This is a genomic window from Vibrio sp. NFR (genome assembly GCF_027587095.1).
Classification (GTDB): Bacteria; Pseudomonadota; Gammaproteobacteria; order Enterobacterales; family Vibrionaceae; genus Vibrio; species Vibrio harveyi.
In genome coordinates this window covers 1-24,181 of sequence record NZ_JAPPTN010000015.1, presented here as the reverse complement: position 1 = coordinate 24,181, position 24,181 = coordinate 1, and the positions used below count along the sequence as shown (strand labels likewise).

Sequence of the window (24,181 nt, the reverse complement as noted above, 5' to 3'; positions counted from 1 at the left end):
TTAAGGCTCATCGTTGTCAGGAGTTTATGGATGAACCTTACGATATCAGGGAAGTTGCAGCTCAGTTTTGTGCTGCTAGCCGTACTTTTTATGGCATCAGCGGTATTCACGTATCGCAACGTCACCACCGTAGAGCAATACGCCTCTTCGTTACTTAAATCTGATCTGCCGACCGTCGACACCAGTCGCGGTATCCAACAGTCCGTTCAAGCGTCGCTGTCTTCTATTCGAGCCTACATGTTGCTAGGTGGCGATGAAGAGGCGAGCGCACGTCTGAGTGAGGACGTACGCAATATCATGGCATCTACAGACGAGTCGCTTCCAACGTTGCAGGCTTTGATTTCTGAACAGGATTTTCAAGCGATTCAAAGTCAGTGGGATGCAGTCAAAGTCTCTTTGAACAAGCTGATTGAACTTAGCCACAGTGATGAGAACTTACCCGCGCACAACCTCTTTATTAACGAAGCGGCACCCATTGCAGAAGTGGCACTTGATCAGCTTCAAAGCTTAATCAATGAAGAGTCAGGAAACCCATTTGGTGGAGACAGAAAACGTCTGTTTAAAGTCTACGCCGACAGCTATACCTCGCTCGCTAATGCTCTGTCCGCCTTGCGAGATTTCCTGTTGTACGGGCAGCAAGATCATCTGGACAAATACCACGACTTGATTAAGTACCACAATCAGTCTGTGGCGGAAATCGATAGCAAACTCGACAGGCTTACTGATAACGACCAATCATTGTGGTCACTGTTTAAAGAAATGCAGCAACTGTACTTTCCTTTAGCAGAGCAGGTGATTGCATTACGTCAGTCACCAGAATGGAACGAATCAAACTTGTTAATGGCGAACGAACTGTTGCCAGCAGCGGATGCACTAGACCAAAGTTTAGAAACGATCGTATTGGCTCAGCAAAGTCGTGCTGATCAAAGCGGACAGGGTATCAATCAGTCGATCAAGAACGTACTCACCACCATGCTGATTGCAGCGGCATTGGTTTTGTTTGCCGCAGTAGCGATTTCAAAATACATGGGCAATACCATTGGTCGCCGAGTGAAAAACTTATCGGAGCGAGCAAAGACGACCGCTTCAGGGGACGTTTCTCAGCCTCCGCTCACCGTTGTTGGGAAAGATGAATTGGCAGACCTTACCGATTCGATTAACCGCATGAACCAATCGTTAGCGAGCATCGTGGCAGGGGTGAGTGAAAAAGCGCACCAGGTGGATACCAGCATGGGGGCTTTGTTGGAATCGGCGCAAGTTACCTCATCGAATGTAGAACAGCAACAAACCAGCATTGTTGAAATGGGAAGCCAATTGGATGAAATCGCTTTAGCCGCGCGTAACACTCTAGATCAAGCCAATCAATCGGTGCAGAAGCTTTCTGATTCAAAAGGCGAGATTGAACAAGGTCGCGATGCTTTAGAGCAAAACAAAGTCACCATGGAAAGCTTGCATGGCAGCATTGAAACCGCGAGTACGCAAGTGACGCAGTTAAGCAAAGAGAGCGAAGCTATTGGTCGGGTTACTGAAGTGATTGAAGGCTTGGCAGAGCAAACCAACTTACTGGCATTGAATGCTGCGATAGAAGCAGCACGTGCAGGTGATCAAGGACGAGGCTTTGCAGTCGTGGCGGACGAAGTACGCATGTTAGCGACGCGCACTACTCAATCGACGACAGAAATCAACGGCATCATTAATGCGATTCAACGCTCGACCAATTCGGTGGTTGAGGAGATTGAACACAGTCAATCACTGGCGGAGCAGGGCGCTGAGCACATTGAAAAAGCGGTAACTCGTTTGCTCGTCACTACTGAAAAAATTGGTTCTTTGAATGAACAAATGGCAGAACTTGCGGCAGCGGCAGAGCAGCAATCGCATGCGACCAACTCGATCACTGGATTGATGTCCGGTATTACTCAATCAGTGGATGAGGTTTCGAATAACAGCCAACGGGCATCAGAGACATCATTGCAAGTAAAAGAGCAAGTTACCGAGCTGAATCAACAGATGGCAACTTTCAAAACGGCGTAGATAAGGTTTAGGTCTGTTCATCTACTTTTGCTCGTTAACCAAGTAGTAAAAAAGCCCCAATCCTTTTTACACAAAAAGGGTTGGGGCTTTTTGTTGGATGATACGCCGATATTCGTCTGCTTGCTCATTGGATTTGGCTATTTAAATCATAGCTAAAACCAAATTTTCTTCGCCGAGCCTGAGTCGTAATATGACTCCATCGGCAGCAAATACTGCAAAAGAATTTTTAAACTTTATACCAATCCCGGTAAGAGAATCGTTCGTTACTACGATTGGTATCATCCTTCTAGGAGCAAGATTATGAACAAACAAGTAAGCCTAATTGGTCTAGACAGCGAACAATCAGCACAACTAGCTCAACAACTAAATCAACTGCTAGCGCATTACCAAGTGTTGTACATGAACTCTCGCGGTTACCACTGGAACATTAAAGGTGCGCAATTCTTCGAACTGCACGTAAAATTTGAAGAGATCTACACTGATCTACAAACAAAAATCGATGAGCTTGCAGAGCGTATTCTAACTTTGGGTCATACGCCAGCGCACGCATTCAGCAACTACTTGGAAGCCAGTGAAATTAAAGAACATCAAAACGCGACTTCTGGTGAGGAGTGTGTACAAGGTCTGGTCCAAGGCTTTAGCGTTCTACTTCTAAAACAGCGTGAGATTCTACAAAACGCGGGTGAAGCAGATGACGAAGGTACAGCGGCATTGATGGGTGACTACATCCGTGAGCAAGAAAAATTAATGTGGATGCTTAACGCTTACCTACAAGGCTAAGCAGCGCATCACTCAAGCAATCCTTGGGAACGCATGAAACAATCGGGAATAAGTCATAAGGGGCACGTTGGTGCCCCTTTTTTTGTTTGCGTATTTTATATGTGTGCTTTATTTGCGTGGTAAGGATTCGAAACGGCTCAATAAATCACTGAGTTCATTAAGCGCCAACGAGGCTGAACCATTGAAGGTTTCTTGATTGCCGTGATGAACAAGGCAAGAGGGCATCTGCGCGTTATACGCTGCCTGCAAGTCGTAAAGGTAATCGCCGACATAAAGCACTTCATCAGGCATCAAACGCCACTCTTTCGCCAATACCTGCAGAGACACAGGGTCTGGCTTGGGCGGGAAACATTCACGAGTGATGACTCGTTCCACTGAGATTTGGTTGTGTTCTAGTTTGCGCTGCGTGGCGATTTGGCAGTTGCGCGTCACGATAGCGGTTTTGATTTCATTTTGATGCAAGTGGGCGAGCAATTCATGGCAGCCAATCATTGGAGCAGACTGCTCAGCATCAGAAATCTCGTAATCAAATATCACGTTGTGAGCGTGCTCTCGATGATGAGGATGCTCAAGTGCGTCGACAAAATCCAATAGATCTTCACTCTGCGGACAACCTAGCTGTTGTCGCAATTCGCCGAAGTTCATATCAGAACTCACCAAGGTGTTGTCTAAATCAAACACCACGGCTTTAATTTTATCGAGCTGTAAAGGGAATGGAATCATAATGACCTCGTACAACTTAACCGAACTATCGTTTTAAAAAACAAAAGGTTATTGTTAAGTTTAGATTCTTCTGCTTAGATTGTACGAAAATAATTCAACCATGTATCACAAAACAAGGACGCGCATGATCATTCCTAAACCATTACAAAAAGGCGACACCATCGGCTTTTTCTCGCCATCCTCCCCAGCCACGGTATTTGCACCAACGCGTTTTGAGCGTGCCAAAGCGTACGTGGAATCTCATGGTTACCAGCTAAAAGCAGGTAGCTTAACGGGCAAAACTGACCAATATCGCTCGGGTTCGATTCAAGAGCGAGTAGAAGAATTGAATGCGCTGATTCGCGATCCTGAAGTGCGCTGTATTATGTCGACCATTGGCGGTTACAACAGTAACTCATTGCTGCCTTACATCGACTACGAAGCGCTGAAGAAAGATCCCAAGATCATTGTTGGCTATTCGGATGTGACAGCTTTACTCATGGGCATTTACGCACAAACCGGCATCGTCACTTTCTATGGTCCTGCTTTGGTGGCGTCACTGGGTGAATTCCCGCCATTGGTGGACGAGACCTTCGCTTCGTTTGAATCGATAGTGAATACATTAGTCGGCTTGGAGCATCAATACACAATACCTCAAGGGTGGACAGATGAATGGATAGAGTGGGGCGAACAAGACCGCGCAAAACAGACCTTGCAAAACCAGTGGCACTTTAAAGGCGAAGGCAAAATTACCGGACGTTTGATTGGCGGCAACCTCAATACCATGACGGGCATCTGGGCAAGTGAGTTTATGCCGAGTATCGAACAAGGCGATATTTTGCTAGTGGAAGATTGTTTGCAGGGCATTGAAACGGTCGAACGCTCTTTTGCGCTGCTCAAGCTTTCTGGCGTGTTTGATAAAGTTGGTGCGGTTGTGCTCGGCAAGCACGAAAAGTTCAACGATAAAGGCACAGGACGAGCACCTATAGACGTGTTACTAGAAGTGCTTAACGGTCAACCACTGCCAATTTTGTATGACTTTGATAGCTGTCATACCCACCCAATGCTCACCGTTCCATTGGGCTCGACCATGACGCTCGATTTTGACAATGAAACGGTAGCAGTGAGTTTAAAGAGCTAGCTTTTTGAATAGTTCGTTAGAGAAAACTATTTCTCCTCAAGACGAAAGATTTTGCCGCTGTCGGTAGAAAAATAGATATAGCCATCGGGGCTGATGGTTATATCTCTTACTCGCTCACCAAGATTCTCCATCAATCTTTTTGATTCGGTAAGCTTGCCATTCTCAATAGAAACCACGTTGATGTGCGCCAGTTTCAATGCACCGGCGAGGATTTTTCCGTCCAACTCTGGGTATTTATCGCCACGGTACAAAATCATATTGCTAGGTGCGATAGAAGGGATGTATACCAACTTTGGATCTTCCATTCCCGGTAACGACTTAGCTTCCCCGACGTCCAACGGTCCCCAATATTCTTTACCATGAGAGACTTTAGCCCAGCCGTAGTTCGCGCCTTTCTTGATTAGGTTAATTTCATCGCCGCCGCGTGGTCCATGTTCAATCGACCACAGCTGTTTTGTTGCTTCGTCGTAAAACATACCTTGTGGGTTGCGGTGCCCGTAACTCCATATCTCAGGACGAGCTTCGGAAGATTTGAATGGGTTGTCTTGTGGAACCGAACCATCAAGGTTAAGGCGCAGAATACTGCCAGCATGGGTTTGAGTGTCTTGCCCATTATCACGTTCGCCACGGTCACCGATTGAGAAGTAAACTTTGTCGTCAATAAATGAAATTCGACTGCCGTAGTGACGCCCTGTGTCAGTGATGGCATCAGCAACAAAGAGATCTTTCCAGCCCACAAGCTGATTGTTTTGCAATTGCGCCGTCGCTAACGCCACCGTATTGCCTTTGCTCGTGCGCTTGCTGTAGGTAAAGAAGAGTTGCGGATTTTGCGTATCGGCATTCGGTGCGAGCGCGACATCCAATAAGCCAGCTTGCCCACTGGTATTCACATCGGGAACGTTAAACAGCTTTTGAGGTTTGCCTGTGGTGATATCCAGCAACGAAACCGTACCGTTCTTTTCATTGACGATTACGCGTTGGCTATCTAAGAACTCGATCCCCCAAGGGATCTGAAATCCATTCGCCACTTCGTTAGCGCGGTATTCGGCAGCGTTGGCAGAAAAGGATAAACAAGCGAGTAGGGCAGCAGCAATCGTTCTCATGGTTCCTTCCAATATGAATCGTATTAATGCTTAAAAGCTAACACTAAAAGAGAACGTTTTGCAGAGCATGGATTGTATAAGAATGTAAAAAATCCCCGATACGAGATCGGGGATTGAATTAAGGCTAGAGAATTGTTTATGTAGCGAGATTACATCGCTTCTTCGAAGATCTTAGAGATTTCTTCGTGAGTTGCTTGTTTAGGGTTAGTGAAACCACAAGCGTCTTTCAGTGCGTTGTCTGCTAGTGTTGGGATGTCTTCTAGTTTCGCACCAAGCTCTTTAATACCTGCTGGGATACCCACATCTTTCGCTAGAGTAACGATAGCGTCGATTGCTGCCGCTGCACCTGCTTCAGCAGACATGCCTTCTACGTTTACGCCCATTGCTTTCGCTACATCACGTAGACGCTCAGGACATACTTGCGCGTTGTAGCGCTGTACGTGAGGTAGAAGAATCGCGTTACAAACACCGTGTGGAAGGTCGTAGAAACCACCAAGTTGGTGTGCCATTGCGTGTACGTAACCTAGAGAAGCGTTGTTGAACGCCATACCCGCCATGAACTGTGCATATGCCATTTGTTCACGAGCTTCTAGATCTTCACCATTTTTCACTGCTGTGCGTAGGTACGCTTGGATAAGTTCAATCGCTTTGATTGCTACCGCATCAGTGATTGGTGTTGCAGCGATAGATACGTAAGCTTCAATCGCGTGAGTTAGCGCATCCATACCTGTTGCTGCAGTTAGCGAAGCAGGTTTAGCTAGCATTAGCTCTGGATCGTTTACAGAGATAAGCGGTGTTGTGTGCTTATCAACGATAGCCATCTTGATGTGACGCTCTTCGTCAGTGATGATGCAGAAACGCGTCATTTCAGATGCAGTACCCGCAGTCGTGTTGATTGCGATAAGTGGCATCATTGGTTTTGCAGATTGGTCTACGCCTTCGTAATCTGCGATTTTGCCGCCGTTAGAAGCAACAAGCGCGATACCTTTCGCACAGTCGTGTGGTGAACCGCCACCTAGAGAGATAACGAAGTCACATTCGTTATCTGTAAGAAGTGCCAAGCCGTCGTTAACGTTGCTGATAGTAGGGTTTGGTTGAGTGCCATCGAACACAACAGTTGCTACGTCGCGTTCTGTTAGTAGATCTTGAACCTGCTTTACTACACCGATTTGGTTAAGAATCTTATCCGTAACAATCAAACCTTTTTTAAAGCCTTGAGATTGGATGCTGTCTGCTGCGTCTTTCAGACAACCAGCGCCCATTAGGTTTACAGTAGGGATAAAAAATGCACTTGTCATATAACATTGCTCCGTCGTTATTTTTAATAATCTTTCTTAATCTGTCATTTACTCTTGCATACCCCGTTCTTGATTTAGATTGATCTAGGACAAGTTTAACCCCTTAGGGGTATCTTGAGGGCTGAAAGTGTGATGACAGTCTTGTTGCACAGTGAGATGGTGCAACACCTACTTAACGTAGCTGAAATATCTCATTTATCACGCAAACGATTGGCAAAAATAACAAGATTCGTACGGTTTATCTCTCAATTCGACTAAAGTATAAAAAATCCCCATTAATATGTAGTCTATCAATGGGGATTCGTATGGTGTGTTTTAAGCAAACGTTTTCGATTTAGGCGATTTTAACTAACTTATCTACTAGTTTTTCAATGCCTGATGCGGCTTGTGAGATATTCTCCGCTAACATATAAGCTGGTGTTGAAAGCACGTTGTGTTTTTCATCGAAATGGATTTCATCCACCTGACAATTGACATGCTCGCCCCCCATATGACCGAATGCTGCAGCAGTGGCTTCATCGTTACCAATGGTGCCTTTTACACCTTGATCGTAAATCATCGGGATAATAGTTGGTGCGATGCATAAATACCCTGCAGGTTTGCCCGCTTGAGCGAATGCACGACACGCTTGGGCAACGTGAGTATTAATCGAACACTCTGCGCCTGAAACGGCGAAGTCGGTTAAGTTTTTCGCAGCACCAAATCCACCAGGAAGCAGTAGGGCATCGTATTCATCAACGTTAAGTTTGGCGACATCGTCAATGTTACCGCGAGCGATACGAGCTGATTCGATCAATACGTTGCGTGTTTCATCCATTTCGTCACCAGTTAGGTGATTGATGACGTGGAGTTGGTCAATGTTAGGTGCAAAGCAGTGCCAAGTTGCACCTGCTTTCTCGATGGCGTAGAGCGCCAATACGGCTTCGTGGATCTCAGAGCCGTCGTAAACGCCTGAACCACTTAAAATGACTGCGACTTTTTTCATGATTGGATTCCTTTACTCTGAACGTTCCTTAGATTGTTCTTCACTATCTAGACCATGCGTTTCCGAATGTGTTTCAACGTTTTCACTTTCGTCCTCTTCCTCATAGTAGCGCACAACAAACGGTGTCAGCATGACACTCGAAGGCAGAAAATGTTTCATATCGACTCCAACCGCTTAATAGAGTGGTTTTTATACCGATTTTGGAAAAAGAGTACGTTGAAGCGGATCATTTTTGAGTTAAGCTGCAGTTTCCTTTGGCATTCATGAGCAGTAGGTCACATAGATAACATGCAATCCTATCAGTTTCGTTTCACCCTTTATGGTTGTATCGCCATTCTCTCTTGGAGCTGTTTGCTAGGCATCGCTAGATTGGTGACAGAAAGTTTAGGGCCCGTGGGCGGATCAGCCATGCTGTATTCTCTAAGCTCCATTTTTCTGTTGATTGTGGTTGGCATTCCAAAACTGTCGTATTTCTCACCCAAGTATTTAGTTCTGGGTGGAGCGATGTTTGTTTGCTACGAGATCTTCCTTGCGCTGGCATTGGGCTACTCCAATTCTCGTTCTCAGGCGATTGAAGTCTCGATCGTCAATTATCTATGGCCGGCACTAACCGTTTTGTTTGCGGTATTGGGCAGTAACAAAAAGCCGAACTGGTTACTGTACCCGGCAGTTATGTTGGCATTCATTGGTGTCGCGTGGACGGTCAGTGGTGATAGCGGTTTATCACCGACGCAGTTAGTGGCGAACATCAGTAGCAATCCGATTGTTTACTTCATGGCATTTGCAGGCGCAGTCATCTGGGCTGTGTATTGCAATCTGACTCAAAGACAACAATCGAAGCACAACGCGATTACTTTGTTTTTTATCGCGACAGCCATCTCTTTGTGGATCAAATACGCCTTTACTGATGAGCCGCCAATGGCATTCAGTTGGGAAGCGATGGGGTATTTAGTGGCGTCTGCGGCTTTAATGGCGGGTGGCTACGGATTGTGGAACATCGCGATTGTGGGCGGCAATATGGTGTTTCTCGCAACCTTGTCTTACTTTACGCCGATTTTTTCTGCTCTGTTTTCCTCTCTTATTCTAGGCGTCACTCTAAGCCACAGCTTCTGGCAAGGAGTCGTAATGGTAACGGTTGGTTCGCTGATGTGTTGGCTGGTCACCAAAGAGAAGCGCGAAGCGGCGGGATGAACGCTGGTATAGAAATATGTAGAGCACGCTTGAGTGTCTTTCAGGTTCAAATCAAAGCAAGAAAAAAGCTCCCGAGATTGGGAGCTTTTCTTTTGAGTTCTAATGATTCTTGGTGGCGCTCTAATATGCGACGTTCAATTGTAATTGAAGCTTGAATCTGTGCTTCGATAGTCGCTTAGTAAGCTGCTTACGAGTGTGTTCTAGCGTATCAAGCTCTAGCGTGTCGTCATCCACATGCACGTCCACATTTACTCGCAGTTCTTGACCAACTTTAGTTACGCCAGCCAGTTTCAATTGGTGTTCAGTCACTTTTTCAATCTCAAGAACGTCTTTACCAACGCTCTGACACAACTCTTTGCTTGGTGTCATCATTAACAGTTCGCGTAGGGCACCAACTAGCATATCAAATGGTACTTTAAGGAAGTAGAAGCCCATCAAGACCATCATCATAGGGTCTGCATAGACCGCATAGTGTGCGTATGGTGTTAGCGATACCAACCATGCAGCGATAAAACCAACCGTTACTGCCACGCTTAACAACGTATCCATTTGCCATTGTTTTTTCTCGGCTTCGATCAAACCTGATGAGAAACGACGACTTTTCTTCGCCATAAACCACCAAGCGTAACCACAACCAATCACGTTAACGACACCGAAGATGGTTGCGATGGAAGCGTCTACCTCACGACCGCCTGTCATCAACGCGGTTACCGCTGAAAATAATGAGAAAGAAACCACCACTAAAATAACAGCGGCTTTAATAGCGATAACGATAGGTTCAAGTACAGCTTTGCCGAAAGGAAAAATAGATTTTGATGGCTTGCTGATGTAGTAAGAAGCTGCCAGTGACAATAAAGTTAACAGCAGACTGACTAGAGAATAAACACCGTCAAAAACGATGACGATCGACCCAACAAGCAAGCCAAGTACCATCCCTCCAATTGCAAACCCAGATGCTAAAAGGGCTGAGAAGGTTAGGATACGGTTTTCGTTTTTGCTTGTCCTGTCACACATAAAAGATGCCTTAAATTATTACACCCTTACATTCTTCTCCTTAGGGCAAATTTAAGCAAATGAAAACTGTGTGACATTTAAACGATAAAATGTTGGTTTTGAATTATGCTTTTATTTTTCAATGACTTAGCATTAAATTCTGCTGTCAATATAATTGACGCTCACTGCAATATGTTTAGAAGTCGAATAAATACTCGCTTAACTTATCGGCCAACCAACTCATTGCAGGGTGTTCTGTTTGTCCATTTGGTACGAACATACAGTAGTCTTCTTGCGTCAAACCATAGGTGTGTTTGATCACCGCAAGTTTCTGATGTCTCAAGTAATGTCGGATCAATGGCTCTGGTAATACGCCCCATGCATCTTCTTCTAAAATAGTGTTCAGCATGTAGTCAAAACTGGAGAAGCCAATGTATCGAGTAGAAAAGGGTTGTAGCTCGGGGTTGTCTTTCTCATTCAAATACACCATCAAAGCTTGCATCTGGTTACGCAAATCTTCATCGGTGACGCGACGCATTTTGCTGAGTTGGTGATCGAAGCTACAGACCGACATCATACGAATTTTACCAAGTGGATTGTAAACGATGTGTGGGTCATCCACGCGCTCGTAATCAACACCAAATGCAAAATCGACCTGTTGAGTACTGACCAAATTAGCTAAGTCACCACTGGAAGCGAGAATCAGGTTGAATGTGGTGGATGGGAAGCGATTGTTTAGAGTATGAGATAGCTCTTGCCACAGTTCGTCTGGCAGCGAGTCGTCACGTGCCACCCAGACCTCAGCGTTGAAGCCGTCAGAAACTTGAGCGCAGGTCTTTTTGATTCGTTGTGCGGTTACGAGCAGGTTTTCGCAGTCTTTGAAGATGGCTTTCCCCGCTTCCGAGAGCGTTAGTTGATTGCCTGTGCGAGTGAATAGCTCGACGTCTAAGTCTTTCTCAAGCGCTTTAATTGCCATACTCAGCTTAGTACGATTGCAATCGAGTTGACGCGCAGCCTCCGATACGGAGCCATATTCGGCGATGGTACAAAAAGCTTCGACTTGAGTTAAGTTCATGATTAAAAAAGACCTAAACTAAAAAGATGAGAATCGATAACGTAGATGAATGAGCGTACTGACGCTTAGAAAGATTATCGAAAAAAACACGGATTCGCCAGATAAGTCTATGGTGTTTTGGCGTTTTTGCGGTAATCTATGGGGGTTACAAGAAGTGAACATGGAGGCCACGATGGCACAAGATTGGGACGGCTTAGCAAAGAATTGGGAATCTAACCCAGCAACAGATCAATTTGCTCAGTCGGTGTTTGCACAGTTACAACAGCTTACTCAGCTTGATGGCATTAAAGTATTGGATTTTGGATGTGGGACAGGGCAGTTAAGCCAACTATTGTCGCCATCCGCAAAAGAGATTGTGGCGCTGGATGCATCTGAAGCCATGATTGAAGAGCTTGATAAGAAAGAGTTAGAGAATGTAGAACCAGTTGTTGACGCATTGACGCGTGGTCTAGTCGCTCAGCACCCAGCATTCCGTGGTCAGTTTGACCTTGTCGTTGCTTCTTCAGTGTTGGCGTTCATCGAAGACTACGAAACGTCTCTAGAGATTGCTCACTCGTTACTCAACGCTGGCGGCCACTTCGTTCATTTTGATTGGATCGCAGATTCAGCAAAAGAAGGCTTCACGCTAGCGAAATCAGAAAACGCACTTATCAAAGCAGGCTTTACTGAGGTAGAAACGAAGAAGGTCTTCGAAATCACATCAGACGGTCACACAATGTCAGTATTAATGGGTGTAGGTCGCCGTTAATCCCCGACAAAGAACATAAGAAAAGCGAGCTATTTAGCTCGCTTTTTTGTTTCCTTCGATTCACTAGACAAAGGTGAGTTGTCGAATTTCTTCTAAAACGTCTGGATTCGCAATCGCACCTAAGTTCTCAACTTCCTTACCATTTATGACTTGTTTGACTGCAAGTTCTACCAACTTTCCTGAGCGTGTTTTAGGAATGTCGCTGATGGCGAAAATTTGGCTTGGAACGTGCCTTGGCGAGCAGGACGTCTTGAGGCGCAACTTAATCTCTGCTATTAACCTTTCATCTAAAGTGACACCAGAAGCGGTCTGCACAAACAGCCAAATTTGTTCGTTTCGCTCGATCTCTTTACCAACGGCAATGGAATCGACGATACCTTCTATGGCGTTTACCTGCTGATAAATCTCCGCTGTGCCGATGCGCACACCGCCAGGATTCAACAATGCATCGCTACGACCGTAGAAAACAAATCCACCTTTGGCGCTGCGTTCGACATCATCACCGTGATGCCAGATATCATCGAACTTGTCCCAGTAAGCGTTGTGGTAGCGTTCCCCGGTATCGTTCCAAAAGCCGACAGGGAAGTTAGGCATAGAGTTGGTGCAGACGAGCTCACCGCGCTGTCCATTCACGCTTTGACCTTGCGAGTCGAACACTTGAACATCAATACCCAAGCCAGCGTACTGGCATTCACCACGATAAACAGGCGAGATAGGGTTGCCTAATACAAAGCAGCCACAGATGTCTGTTCCGCCTGAAATAGAAGCCAAGTGCAAATCTTGCTTGACGTGTTGATAAACGTAATCAAACTGCTCTGGATAAAGCACTGAGCCCGTAGAGCACAAGGTTCTCAAAGCTGGGAGTGAGTAATCTTTGATAGGTGACAATCCGGCTTTTTCTATCGCTTCTAGATACTTGGCGGCAGTACCAAAGAGACTTACTTCTGCTCGCTGGGCTAAATCCCATAATACGTGAGGTGCTGGGTAAACCGGGCTACCATCGAAAATCACCAAGCACGCGCCACTTGCTAGAGCAGATACGTGCCAGTTCCACATCATCCAACCACAAGTTGTGTAATAAAAGACGCGATCTTGAGGCTGAATATCTGAATGAAGTTGATGCTCTTTAAGATGATTAAGAATCGTACCGCCAACAGAATGCACGATACACTTAGGCTTGCCAGTTGTGCCGGAGGAATAAAGCACAAACAGCGGGCTATTGAATTCCACGCGAGTGTAATGCAACGGAGCTGGGGAATACTGATTAATGATGTTTTGCCAATCGTGAGTACAAACATCGCATTCGAACACATGTGGTTTGAGGTAACCGATCTGACATATTTGTTTCAGTCCATCAAGAAGATCCGCGATGTGATGGTTCTTCTCCAACATATCGAAAGTTTTGCCGTTGAAGGTATAACCATCGCAGGTGAAGAGAACCTTTGGCTTCACTTGCCCGAAGCGCTCAATAACGCTTTCTACGCCAAAATCAGGGGAGGTGGACGTCCAAGTCGCGCCTAAGCTGGTGGTGGCTAGCATTGCAATAACGGTTTGTGGCATATGTGGTAAATAGCCTGCAACCACATCACCTTGCTTGATGCCACATTCGACTAACCATTGCTGAACGCTCGAGACCTCATCACAAAGCTGTTTCCATGTGTAAATCTGTTTGTCACCGCGCTCGTTTTCAAACCAAATTGCCAGCTCATCCGCTTGTTGCTCTGCCAAACTGAGCAGGTTCTCTGTGTAGTTAACTTGAGCTTGAGGGAACCACACGGCATCTCGATTTTGCATTGGTGATTGCCAACGGCTTTCACCTTGTGCTTTAACGGTATCGCCTTGCGTGCCAATTAGGTCGCAAAATTGCCAAACCTCTTTCCAGAAATGCTCATTATGCTCCAAAGACCATTGGTGCAAATCAGAGTAGTTTTTGAGCTCGAAACCCTGCCGATTAATGTGCTCGATAAACTGCGTGATATTGGCTTGCTCGATTCGATCTTCCGTCGGCTGCCAGACTTTGTTGCTCTCGCGCATAGCTCCCTCTATAACAAAGTTTTAACGTTTTCAGTGTGAGGTGAACCAGAAATAAAGTCAAACTCGTTGGAGAAACTAGCTCCTTATGTATATCAATGTGTTAGGTGTTAATGTAAAGAAAATGTTACACCCGAATTTTGAGTGGAAAATGGTCAGGGGATTGGAAGGACAAAAGAGTGTAGATAGGCTTAATGTAAATGATTTGTTAACGGAGATGTGCAATGACTCAGTATCATTCAAAACCCGTCGATCAGGATGGAAGGGTAGAATGGAGCCATGAAGAGGATGCCATTTGGCGCGACTTGGTCACAAGACAAATGAGCGTGATTCAAGACCGTGCATGTAGCGCTTATCTGCATGGACTCAAGCTACTCGATTTGCCTCATGACCGCGTGCCACAACTGCCCGAAATCAATCGTGTTTTGATGGAAACAACGGGCTGGCAAGTGGAGCCAGTACCTACGTTGATCGACTTTGATCGTTTCTTCAACTTGCTTGGCAATAAACGCTTCCCAGTCGCTACGTTTTTGAGAACGCGAGAAGAGTTTGATTACTTACAAGAGCCAGATTTCTTCCATGAGATTTTTGGTCATTGCGCCATGCTCACCAACCCGGATTTTGCCGCCTTTACTGAGCATTACGGACAGCTTGGACAAGCAGCGACACCAAAGCAGCGAGGGTACCTTGCGCGTCTATATTGGTTTACAGTCGAGTTCGGCTTGGTTCAAGAGGGTAACAAAACCAAGATCTACGGTGGCGGCATCCTTTCATCTCCGGGAGAAACCATCTATTCATTGGAAAGCGACATCGCGATTAGAGACGAGTTTGACCTGCAAACTGTGTTAAGAACCCCTTATCGCATCGATATCATGCAGCCGAAATACTACGTGATTGAAGATTTGTCCCAGCTTTTCCAAATTAGCCAACTGAATTTATTGAAACAAGCCGATCTAGCGATTGAAGCCGGATTGCTTCCACCACTTTTCGAACCAAAGGAACCTGCTCATGTTGAATGAACAAAAATGCGAAGCTTGTAGTATCGATGCCATTGCACTTAGTAAAGAGGAACAACAGTCTTTGCTGCTGCAATTATCTGATTGGCAGATCATTGAGAGAGATGAGATTCCTCAACTTGAGAAGGTCTACAAGTTTAAGAACTTCAAACAAGCGTGGGCGTTTAGCAACAAGATTGCCGAGCTTGCAGAAGATGAATTCCACCACCCATCTATCTTGCTGGAGTGGGGCAAAGTGACCATCACGTGGTGGAGCCACTCTATTAAAGGTCTGCATAAGAACGACTTTATCTGTGCTTCGAAGTGCGACGCATTGGCTATTGAAGAGTAAAGCCGAGTGATTAAAGAGAGATTCCGGACATCTCGTTCCTCGATTCCGGAATGACGTTGGTGATGGGGGTTACTCAGAACTGCAAAATGACGCATTCTAGGTTAGATTCCGTCATTCTCGAGAGCGACGAAGGAGCAAGTCGGGAATCTCACTCTCAAACAATGCTCACTGATTATAAACAAAGCGCCCGGACTTAAGTTCGGGCGCTTTGCTTTTAATTTTGTCGTCTTTAAGTGCGAGAATTAAAGCTCAATTCGAAACACAGACGTCGTGCCTGAAATTTCATTACCAACCGCGATAAAGTGTTGTCCGTTACGAGCAAAGTAATTGATTGACTCTGGCGCCAAATCACCTGCTTTTGGATTGTAAGTGTCGTTCGCGCATTCGCCATCTTCCACTTCTGTACAAACTGGTTGGCTGTAATCACGACGGTTTACGTAATGTAGGAACTGCGCTTGTTTCGGGTCTGTGATGTCATAAATCATGATGCCGCCTTGACGCTCCAAGCCGATGAACGCGTAATGACGACCATTGATTTGTGCTACTTCAATTGCCTCTGGCTCAATGCCTTTGTCGTCACTGCGGTCATCGCCACTGTCATTGCTATCGTTGGTGCTGTTGAAGTTCTTACCTTCATTCATTAATGCGATGGTTGCGAAATCGTCACCACTATCGAAAACCAACTCACCGTTTTCATCCCAAATAGAGAACGAACGTGCGCCAAAGGCTTGTACATTGTCTTGCGCAGAAAGCGTTTGTTCAGGCTTAATCACTTTTAGACGCGCGAGTTGCTTGTTATCTTTTAGCGCCTCTGCCAGCGGGTGATCTGCTGCGACTTTCAGCTTCTTACCGCGCACCTCATCAACATGGCTTAAACAGGTGCCTTGCTCAGAAGTATATTCATCTGTACCGAGGTAATCGTCTTCATCCCACTTGAAGCCGGCTTGGTCACATAGAGCTTGTGTTGTTTTGAAGCCATACTCACGACCGTCACCTTCGTTTGCAGAGAGGATGTAAGTTTTGCCATCTACCGAGTAGCTGTCGAGGGTATCTGGCATGTACAGACCAACCAGTTGAGGGTAGCTCTTAAAGTTGCCAATGATTTTGTCTTTGTTCGAAGCATCCAGTTTTGAATCAGACCAAGATTTCTCGCCCAGACCCACAATCTTCTCTACCGATTTGTTTTCTGGGTTTACGATTGCCATCGCGTTGTTTTCTTGCAGTGCAACGTAGATTTTTCCATTGTCAGCAAAGGTGAGGTATTCCGGTTCTAGATCTTGCGCCACCGTTGCATTTGGACCTGAGATTCGAACATCAGCAGGTAACTCAGACTTACGTGCACCATCAAACTCATTGAAACCAATCTGCGTGACTTCTGCTTGTTTTACGCCTTGGCTCAAGTTGATTAATGTGATGCTGCCTTCTGGATCGACACTGTAGTCACCATTTGGCTCACCTTCGTTTGCTGTCGCAATGTATCTGCCGTCTTTTGAGAAGCCGACCATGTCTGGCAGTGCGCCAGTAGGGAAGGTGGTGATCAGCGACAAATCATCCGAGCGGTACAAGCCAACAATGCCATTCGCCTGCTTATTGCTGTTTTCAATCGCTACAGCGACTAAACCATTAAAGACAGCAACGCTGTTTGCCGCACCAATTTCAACGCCTGTCGCTTCGCCCGCGCTGTTGAGGTCGATGAATGCGGTTTGCGTTGGTGCGCCGTTGTCATCCATAGAAAGTACATCGACACGCTTTGCTTGAGCGTTGACCACGTAAAGCTTGTCAGTACACGCATCATATTGAACGATTTCTGCTGCCGATGTATCGAATGGTGCGTCAGCGATAGACGTTCCCATAAAGGTCAAACCTTGGATGGATGTCTCTCCAGCAACAGGTGCTACTGGTGCTTTACATTGGGCCGCAAACGAAGAGAGAGAATCGTCAGGTTGAGATGAACATGCGATGGCAAGTGAAGATAATGCCAATACGCCTATTGCCTTAAATGGGGTGGTCATGATATTTCCTTATTAAGCAGATACAATGTTGCTCAATGCACCTAAGTTAGATATCTATTCATTCACTACAACAGTGGGGAATAGCGCATTGATTGAAGTGTTATGAGGGGCTGTTGATCTTTCGCGGTTAAATTTTGTTCGAGATAAAATCGTTTTAGGCGAGGCAAGGAGTGTGTCGCCTAGTCGTTCTAAGCAAATACTCCTTAACAAAGCATGAAACGATTTTAGCCGAACCCTCCGGGCAGCGTTTGTTGGTCATTTCTACCGCGTTATCGACTTCTCATGTAGGCTAGCTACATAGCAAAGTCTCTGCCTTGTATAAATGTCCAACAATTCGCTGCAAAAATCAGCTCGAAAGGTCAACAGCCCCTAAATAAGGCTCTGAATATATTTATGATTTATGACTCTTATATTGGCTTTTGATGAAACAAATGTGTCAGTTTTAATCTGAACGTATGTCGAACACTTAAGATGAAAAGACACTAGGAACTAGAAATAATGGAACTTAAAGAATTTTTGGATGCGCTAGCGGCATCACCTGAGACAGTAGAATTTGAAACGACAATGGCAGCCATTGAGGCAAACTACGCGTTTACGCCAGCGGCTTTTGTGAATGGTGAAACGCAGAATAATGCAGGTGAGAATAACGGCTCGTGCAAGATCTTCGCGTTTGGTCAATTGAATAACCTAAGCAAAGAAGCAACGTTGGCGTGTTTTGGTCGCTTCTACCGAGAAGACGTATTGGCACATCCAGAGAACAACGACCATCAAAACATTCGTAACTTTATGGTGACAGGCTGGGATGGCGTGAAGTTCGAATCCCAAGCGTTAGCGCAGAAATAGCGCGCTAAAAGTCTCGATTTCAATGACAAGCCAGTCAGCAAAGGACGACTAACTAGGCGACTGGCTTTTTCTCTAAACACTTACGACACAAACAAAGCTGTCCCGCTTCTGGCTTTGGTAAATCTCTGGTCTCAATATCAAAGCACCAACACGTCTCTTTCCCCGCAGCAATATCGCAGTGCGCGTTCGTGCCACACTCAGGACAAGAGTGGGTTGAATCATTTCCAACCAATTGCTCGATGATCGCGTCTCGTTGAGCATCAGACTTATCTTTCCACTGCACGATTTCTTCTATGGTTCGGTGGCAGCCAGAACAGATTCCGCCGTTATTTTTACAGGCTGCGCGGCAAGGTGACTTCATTATTTTTCTCGTTATGCTTTCCAGTAAGCGGCGTACTTTAACATGAAATTGTGCAGCGGGAAGCTCAATACTTGATTCAACAAAATAGCTATTGAGTGAATAAATACTGGTCAAATTTATATGGAATGATAAACTGTATATTCAAAGTTTGAGGAGTTGGTATGTTTAAGTCATTGGTTGAGCGCTTGTTTAAGGCGACGGTAGTTGTATCTCTGGGTTTCATCTTGAGTGGATGTGCTGGTGGCCCCGTCGTCAGTGCGACGAAATTCACCAGTTATAAAGATTTTCGTCCTGGTCCAGAGGGTGGGGTCGATCTCGTTTGGGCGAGAGCAGGCTTGCGCGATGCTGCTCGTTTGAAACAGAAAGTGGACGAATACGACAGCGTGGTAATTGATCGAGTGATGGTTGTGGTTCAAGAATCTGAGCTCGATGATGAAGAAATCAATGAATTGACGACATACATGGTCGATCAGCTAAAAGCGCGCATCTCACCCGTCAAAAAGATTGTCGACCAACCCGGTGAAACAACACTTCGCTTGAGCATTGCGGTAAGTAATGTGGAAACGCCGAATCCCGTTCTTGCTGTCACCTCAAGCATTCTGCCGGTTGGCTTGGGGATTTCTACCATCTCAAAAATAACGACAGGTGAGCACACCAATGTAGGCTCAGCGACGGTGGAGTTACTGGTGAGCGATTCTGAGAGTGATGCGCCTTTGTTCGCGGCGATTGATCGTCAAGCAGGAAACAAAGACTTCTCAACCATGATTGACTCTTTAGACGATGCTAAAGACGCAATTAACTGGTGGGTCGATCGCTTGGGTGTTACTCTTAGCCAAGATTTATCCCAACAGACTCCGTAGTATATGTTAGAAAAAGAAAACCTTATTAAACTCGCTCGAATGCAAATGCCGTTTGGCAAATACGCTGGGCGTGTTCTTATTGATCTTCCAGAAGAATACCTACTCTGGTTTGATAAAAAAGGTTTTCCGGAAGGGGAGTTAGGCGAACTGCTAAAGCTCTGCCTCGCACTTAAAATTGAAGGCTTGGACAGTGTTGTTAAGCCTTTAAAGCGCATGTAGCCTGCCAGAGAAACTCCCTATTTTTGATTTAAAGAATTACCATGAATTTTGATATTAATGCACTAAAACACCACCAACTGGTCGAAGATGGTCAACTAGAAGGGTGCTACCTTCATCAACCTGCAAAGGGCAGTCAGCAAGATGACAAAGCGGTTTTGGCAGAACGCCAAGCGTTGGAAAAGATGGGGTATAAGGTGATTCAGGTCCAAGCTAAAGGCGGAACCACAACGTTTGCTGAGGCAATGCAAGAGTTTGCGCAGAAGACGGGGCTCCAGTCCAAGTAATAAGCGAATGGAGCAGGGCTTTTTATGTCTGGCTTAATGGCTTAGTGGTTTTGATACTTTTTCGCGATCTAGAACGCACAAAAAAGCCCGTAGCATCACGCTTACGGGCTTTCTTAATTCGTTTTAACTAGGCTTTTTCAGGCGCTAGGCTTTTTTTTTCCTGTTGCATTTTCGCAAGGAAGTACACGTTAACACATGCAATAAAGCCGTTTGTTAGTACTACTGGCCATGAATCAATCATCAAACCGTAAGCTGTGAAAAGCGCACAACCGATAAAGTTAAGGATACGAAGCTTAACGATATCTTTCATAGTTAGTGAGATTGCAACCATGATTGAAGCCGCGTAGCCTAGAATCTCAACCATATTCATTTCCATTATTTGACCCTCTTAAATCTGCCGAATTCTGTCGGTACCACTTCTTCTCATCTTGAGATTAACGAGGAAGCTCCATGCCTCGAATGGTCTTGTTCGTTTTGATGGGTGAACTATAGCAATGGAAAAACCGTGATGAAAGCCTCAAATCAAGGTTAAGAGAAGGTTAGCGATTACGCAAACGTTTAGGAAAAAAATCATTGATAATTTTACTTATTATGTTGATTGATAATAACGATGTCACCAATAGATAAAACAAAGTTGAAGAAATAAGAATTATCGCATACTATTGCAAATGAGAATTATTTACAACTAAGTCGATATTATGCCAGTAGCCATCAGTTTCTTGTTTTCGTTTGCTCTAATGATGCGTACTAAACCTCATACATGGGGCGTGATTCTTCACGTTTTAACACATGTGTTGATGCTACTTCTTATCCCTTCTGACTATGTTGTCCAATACCTTATGGTGATGTTTTTCTCTTCTCCATTCCTTATTCGACTTGCAAAACGCTCCTCTTCTTATGACATCTTATTTGCCTTTTTACCGCTTCTTATCGGTACTGGTGGGATGATGTTTACCGCTTAAAATCTACTGGTTTCTACTTTTTACAATTAAGGTCTAAGCTTTAATTAATAGGCTTATGTTTTCATATGGTTATGTAATGTATTGCCATGGTGACAAATGCCATTGTTGTGATGAAACACAGATAACATGTCTAAAGCGTATTGAATGTTCAAAATTTGATTGTTTATTGAGTTGATTGTTAGTTAAATCAGCATTGTGAGCTAATGCGCATCACATTTCGATAAACTAAAATAATTTATAAAGGTCTTTCGTAAAGACGTTAGACAATGAGCGGGGGTCAGATGAGTACACAAACTGTGCCGCAGGAAGTAGTTGTTGATGCTGTCAAAGGTAGTGTTTACGCTTTAACCCCAGAAGGGAATGTTAGAGAAGTAAAAGTTGGGGATATTTTATTTCCTGATGAGGTGGTCATCACGGAAAATGGTGCTGCTCTGGAGGTTATTGCTGAGGGGGCACTTTATCTCGTTGATGAGAATTGTGTTGCTTGCATACCAACCTCAAGTCCTGAACAAGACTCTAGTGATGCGCTTGTCGTAGCGCCTGTTGATGGCAAGGTTAACGTTGACCCAACCGCAACTGGTGATGCTGAATTCGGTGAAGAAGATGTCGCTGCGATTCAACAAGCTATTTTAGAAGGCGCCGACCCAACGGCTATTCTTGAAGCTACTGCTGCTGGTCCTGGTGGTGGCGGTGCGGGATCGGCAAATGCGGGTTTTGTCACCATTGAATACAATAACCCTGAAATTCTTGCTTCGACCTTTTTTGAAACCTCCGCTCCAACAACCGACACTGAAACTGATGAAGATTTGGATGGCATTAATGTCACCATCTTTGCTGATGGCGGTCAAACGCTGTCTTCTCAAGTAACAGAAGGCTCTATTTCTCTCTCTACTTACCCTCAAACTATTTCTTCAACTGTGGTGGTTGGCGCCGCTGATCTCGCACTTGATACAGACTCCTTTGTACCTGAAGCCGCATCTCTTGCATCTTTACTGGCAGAGTTAAACGCGGATATCACCTCCGGTGGTGTTGCTGTTTCATTTGTCTATGATGAAAACCAAAATGCGATCATCGGTACTCAAGGTAGTAACGAAGTTCTTCGTATTGAAATTGATGCAACGTCGTTAGGTTTAGATGCAGAACTTGAAGTCACCACGACAATTAGCCAAGGTATTGATCATTTACCTTCGATAGCGGATGGACAAGTCTCCATCGCTGGCGACCAAATTAGCATTGCATTTGATATTACGGGTGCAGATGTAGGTGGTAACAGTATTCTAGCTCCAGTGGATTTTACAACCACTGTGATTGATGGTGATAACCCAAGTTCGCAAGACATCGCGTTTGAAAATGTTGAGTCTTCTTCAACACTTATTACAGGGAGCTTTGTCGATATTGGCAGTGATCAACTATCTTCTGTCTCTTTTAACCAAGAAGGCTTGAGCCAGTTTAATGGTTTGCTTAGTGACAACCAAGCAACAGAAGCAACACTATCCGATGACGGCAGCACCATTATTTTATCTATCGCCGGTTCTAACGAAACGGTTTTATCGATAAGCCTCAACACAGATGGTACGTATCAATTCGAGCAGTTCAAACCGCTAGAGCAGAGTAATGCCGACGATACCATTGTGCTTTCCCTGCCTACCACTATTGTTGATTTTGACCAGGACATCACTGCTAATACGTTCAGCCTGACCATTTCTGATGGCAACAATCCAGTTATCGAAAACGTGACAGGGCTATCTTTAGACGAAGCGGGCGTAGATCAAGGCTCTCAAGAAGGGGCTGTGATTACCAGTGGTGCTGGATCTATTACGACTTCTGTTGGCAGTGACATTGTCGACCATTATGAATTAGAACCGAGCGAATTTAATAACTCTGGAGAGCTGCAATCTCAAGGGCAAGTTGTTCAACTGGAACAAACCTCCGAGAGCAATGGCGTTCGTACTTATGAAGGGTATATCGAACTGGGTGGTAATCGCATCACGGTCTTTGATGTGACGGTTGACTCTCCGAATCTTGGTGAATACCAGTTTAATCTATATGAGCAGTTGGATCACACTGGCAGTAATAATGATTCTCTAACGTTTTCTTTGCCAGTCTATGCAGTGGACGCCGACGGAGACCGCTCATCTATTACCGCTGGCTCGAATACACCTGAAGCTGCTCAGATTGTCATTCAAGTCCAAGATGACACACCTACGATTGATGATGTAGTTGCCTTGTCAGTTGATGAAGATGATTTAGCGTCAATTGGTTCAGATGGCTCCGAACCAATTTCAGTTGGTGGTAACTTCACGACGACACAAGGCTCCGACCGAGTGGTGAGCTACCAGCTTGATGGATTTGCGACGCCAGTTGATGGTTTGAAATCACAAGGTGTCGACGTCGTTCTGAACGAGACTGCCAACCCTGATGGCAGCTTCACGTATGAAGCGACCGCTGGGACCAATGCGGTCTTTACGTTAACGGTCAACACCGATGGCAGTTATAACTTCACGCTACAAGGTCCAATTGACCACGCGCCAAACAGTGATGAATTGCTCCTCAGTTTCCCAGTTATAGCGACAGATTTTGATGGCGATACCTCGACGGCAACGATTCCTGTCACGATTGTAGACGACAAGCCAACGATTACTGATGTCGATGCCGTCTCTGTCGATGAAGATGATTTAGCAAGTATTGGCTCAGACCAAAGTAATCCGGTTTCTATCGATGGCAACTTCACTACAACACAAGGTTCTGATCGAGTGGTGAGTTACCAGCTCGATAATTCTGCAACGCCAGTCGATGGTTTGAAATCACAAGGCGTTGATGTGACGTTAGCGGAAACAGCGAACTCAGATGGTAGTTTCACTTATGAAGCGACAGCGGGTGCAAATGCGGTCTTTACGCTGACGGTAAACACCGATGGTAGCTACAACTTCACGCTGCAAGGTCCAATCGACCATGCTTCGAGCAGTGATGAGCTGATCCTCAATTTCCCAATCATTGCGACAGACTTCGATGGCGATGCCTCTACAGCAACAATTCCGGTTACCATCGTAGATGATCAGCCGACCATTGCCGACGTCGTTGCGCTTTCTGTCGATGAAGATGACCTAGCGAGTATCGGCTCAGACCAAAGCAATCCAATTTCCATTGATGGCAATTTCACGACGACACAAGGTTCTGACCGAGTAGTAAGTTATCAATTAGATAGCGCTGCAACG

The 24,181-nt window shown here is 45.3% G+C and carries 24 protein-coding genes; 13 read left to right on the top strand and 11 right to left on the bottom strand.

Annotated features, from left to right (window positions below; translation table 11 throughout):
- Positions 1-30 precede the first annotated feature (30 nt).
- Together OH463_RS22295 and OH463_RS22290 are read left to right on the top strand one after the other, a co-directional pair.
- On the top strand, positions 31-2,031 hold the full coding sequence (locus tag OH463_RS22295) for a HAMP domain-containing methyl-accepting chemotaxis protein (RefSeq protein ID WP_269992687.1): 2,001 nt from the start codon (positions 31-33) through the stop codon (positions 2,029-2,031).
- 300 nt (positions 2,032-2,331) lie between these two features.
- Complete coding sequence (locus OH463_RS22290) at positions 2,332-2,811, top strand: Dps family protein (protein WP_005388254.1); 480 nt, start codon at positions 2,332-2,334, stop codon at positions 2,809-2,811.
- 108 nt (positions 2,812-2,919) lie between these two features.
- On the opposite strand, the gene OH463_RS22285 is transcribed toward OH463_RS22290, so the two are convergent.
- Entirely contained in the window at positions 2,920-3,534 is a 615-nt protein-coding gene (locus OH463_RS22285; RefSeq protein ID WP_269992686.1) for an HAD family hydrolase, read from the bottom strand.
- 124 nt (positions 3,535-3,658) lie between these two features.
- On the opposite strand from OH463_RS22285, the gene OH463_RS22280 reads away from it, so the two are divergent.
- Positions 3,659-4,654, top strand: a complete 996-nt coding sequence (locus OH463_RS22280; RefSeq protein WP_269992685.1) for a S66 family peptidase — start codon at positions 3,659-3,661, stop codon at positions 4,652-4,654.
- A gap of 26 nt (positions 4,655-4,680) precedes the next feature.
- On the opposite strand, the gene OH463_RS22275 is transcribed toward OH463_RS22280, so the two are convergent.
- The 4 genes from OH463_RS22275 to OH463_RS22260 form a co-directional block, all read right to left on the bottom strand.
- On the bottom strand, positions 4,681-5,757 hold the full coding sequence (locus OH463_RS22275) for a PQQ-dependent sugar dehydrogenase (protein ID WP_269992684.1): 1,077 nt from the start codon (positions 5,755-5,757) through the stop codon (positions 4,681-4,683).
- Between the two features lie 149 nt (positions 5,758-5,906).
- Positions 5,907-7,055 (bottom strand): L-threonine dehydrogenase, encoded by a 1,149-nt coding sequence (gene yiaY / locus OH463_RS22270; protein ID WP_005442614.1) that lies wholly within the window; start codon positions 7,053-7,055, stop codon positions 5,907-5,909.
- A 334-nt stretch (positions 7,056-7,389) separates the two neighbouring features.
- Positions 7,390-8,040: an isoprenoid biosynthesis glyoxalase ElbB gene (gene elbB / locus OH463_RS22265; protein WP_005442612.1), complete on the bottom strand. Its 651-nt coding sequence runs from the start codon at positions 8,038-8,040 to the stop codon at positions 7,390-7,392.
- 12 nt (positions 8,041-8,052) lie between these two features.
- Complete coding sequence (locus OH463_RS22260; RefSeq protein WP_269992681.1) at positions 8,053-8,199, bottom strand: hypothetical protein; 147 nt, start codon at positions 8,197-8,199, stop codon at positions 8,053-8,055.
- A 129-nt stretch (positions 8,200-8,328) separates the two neighbouring features.
- Here OH463_RS22260 and yddG point away from each other — a divergent pair, with 129 nt between their 5' ends.
- The gene (yddG, locus tag OH463_RS22255; RefSeq protein ID WP_017188875.1) at positions 8,329-9,231 is read left to right on the top strand and encodes an aromatic amino acid DMT transporter YddG; all 903 of its coding nucleotides are present in this window, start codon (positions 8,329-8,331) and stop codon (positions 9,229-9,231) included.
- A 120-nt stretch (positions 9,232-9,351) separates the two neighbouring features.
- Here the strand turns inward: yddG and OH463_RS22250 are convergent, their stop codons facing one another.
- Together OH463_RS22250 and OH463_RS22245 are read right to left on the bottom strand one after the other, a co-directional pair.
- Positions 9,352-10,245 (bottom strand): cation diffusion facilitator family transporter, encoded by an 894-nt coding sequence (locus OH463_RS22250; RefSeq protein WP_005453725.1) that lies wholly within the window; start codon positions 10,243-10,245, stop codon positions 9,352-9,354.
- A 175-nt stretch (positions 10,246-10,420) separates the two neighbouring features.
- On the bottom strand, positions 10,421-11,299 hold the full coding sequence (locus OH463_RS22245) for a LysR family transcriptional regulator (protein WP_005453726.1): 879 nt from the start codon (positions 11,297-11,299) through the stop codon (positions 10,421-10,423).
- A gap of 49 nt (positions 11,300-11,348) precedes the next feature.
- Here OH463_RS22245 and OH463_RS22240 point away from each other — a divergent pair, with 49 nt between their 5' ends.
- A complete protein-coding gene (locus OH463_RS22240; protein ID WP_005453728.1) occupies positions 11,349-12,047 on the top strand; it encodes a class I SAM-dependent DNA methyltransferase in 699 nt (232 codons plus the stop codon).
- A 63-nt stretch (positions 12,048-12,110) separates the two neighbouring features.
- On the opposite strand, the gene OH463_RS22235 is transcribed toward OH463_RS22240, so the two are convergent.
- On the bottom strand, positions 12,111-14,081 hold the full coding sequence (locus OH463_RS22235; RefSeq protein ID WP_269992678.1) for an acetoacetate--CoA ligase: 1,971 nt from the start codon (positions 14,079-14,081) through the stop codon (positions 12,111-12,113).
- A gap of 221 nt (positions 14,082-14,302) precedes the next feature.
- Here OH463_RS22235 and phhA point away from each other — a divergent pair, with 221 nt between their 5' ends.
- Positions 14,303-15,097, top strand: a complete 795-nt coding sequence (phhA, locus tag OH463_RS22230) for a phenylalanine 4-monooxygenase (RefSeq protein ID WP_269992676.1) — start codon at positions 14,303-14,305, stop codon at positions 15,095-15,097.
- Complete coding sequence (locus OH463_RS22225) at positions 15,087-15,425, top strand: 4a-hydroxytetrahydrobiopterin dehydratase (protein WP_005433587.1); 339 nt, start codon at positions 15,087-15,089, stop codon at positions 15,423-15,425. The genes phhA and OH463_RS22225 overlap by 11 nt, the downstream gene beginning before the upstream one ends.
- A gap of 242 nt (positions 15,426-15,667) precedes the next feature.
- Here the strand turns inward: OH463_RS22225 and OH463_RS22220 are convergent, their stop codons facing one another.
- The gene (locus OH463_RS22220) at positions 15,668-17,437 is read right to left on the bottom strand and encodes a choice-of-anchor I family protein (protein ID WP_269992673.1); all 1,770 of its coding nucleotides are present in this window, start codon (positions 17,435-17,437) and stop codon (positions 15,668-15,670) included.
- Positions 17,438-17,935: 498 nt separating this feature from the next.
- Here OH463_RS22220 and OH463_RS22215 point away from each other — a divergent pair, with 498 nt between their 5' ends.
- A complete protein-coding gene (locus tag OH463_RS22215; protein ID WP_005442588.1) occupies positions 17,936-18,280 on the top strand; it encodes a HopJ type III effector protein in 345 nt (114 codons plus the stop codon).
- A gap of 52 nt (positions 18,281-18,332) precedes the next feature.
- Here the strand turns inward: OH463_RS22215 and OH463_RS22210 are convergent, their stop codons facing one another.
- Entirely contained in the window at positions 18,333-18,641 is a 309-nt protein-coding gene (locus tag OH463_RS22210) for a cysteine-rich CWC family protein (protein WP_269992671.1), read from the bottom strand.
- A 161-nt stretch (positions 18,642-18,802) separates the two neighbouring features.
- On the opposite strand from OH463_RS22210, the gene OH463_RS22205 reads away from it, so the two are divergent.
- The 3 genes from OH463_RS22205 to OH463_RS22195 are packed head-to-tail and all read left to right on the top strand — an operon-like array spanning position 18,803 to position 20,004.
- The gene (locus OH463_RS22205) at positions 18,803-19,501 is read left to right on the top strand and encodes a DUF3313 domain-containing protein (RefSeq protein WP_269992669.1); all 699 of its coding nucleotides are present in this window, start codon (positions 18,803-18,805) and stop codon (positions 19,499-19,501) included.
- Positions 19,502-19,504: 3 nt separating this feature from the next.
- Positions 19,505-19,720, top strand: a complete 216-nt coding sequence (locus OH463_RS22200; RefSeq protein WP_005433583.1) for a DUF3820 family protein — start codon at positions 19,505-19,507, stop codon at positions 19,718-19,720.
- A gap of 41 nt (positions 19,721-19,761) precedes the next feature.
- The gene (locus OH463_RS22195) at positions 19,762-20,004 is read left to right on the top strand and encodes a hypothetical protein (RefSeq protein WP_009696087.1); all 243 of its coding nucleotides are present in this window, start codon (positions 19,762-19,764) and stop codon (positions 20,002-20,004) included.
- Positions 20,005-20,131: 127 nt separating this feature from the next.
- Here OH463_RS22195 and OH463_RS22190 read toward each other — a convergent pair whose 3' ends face one another.
- Positions 20,132-20,380 (bottom strand): YgjV family protein, encoded by a 249-nt coding sequence (locus OH463_RS22190; RefSeq protein ID WP_009696088.1) that lies wholly within the window; start codon positions 20,378-20,380, stop codon positions 20,132-20,134.
- Positions 20,381-20,702: 322 nt separating this feature from the next.
- Here OH463_RS22190 and OH463_RS22185 point away from each other — a divergent pair, with 322 nt between their 5' ends.
- The gene (locus tag OH463_RS22185) at positions 20,703-20,966 is read left to right on the top strand and encodes a hypothetical protein (protein ID WP_005453751.1); all 264 of its coding nucleotides are present in this window, start codon (positions 20,703-20,705) and stop codon (positions 20,964-20,966) included.
- 281 nt (positions 20,967-21,247) lie between these two features.
- The coding region (locus OH463_RS22180; protein WP_269992666.1) for a retention module-containing protein at positions 21,248-24,181 on the top strand (2,934 nt) is incomplete at its 3' end.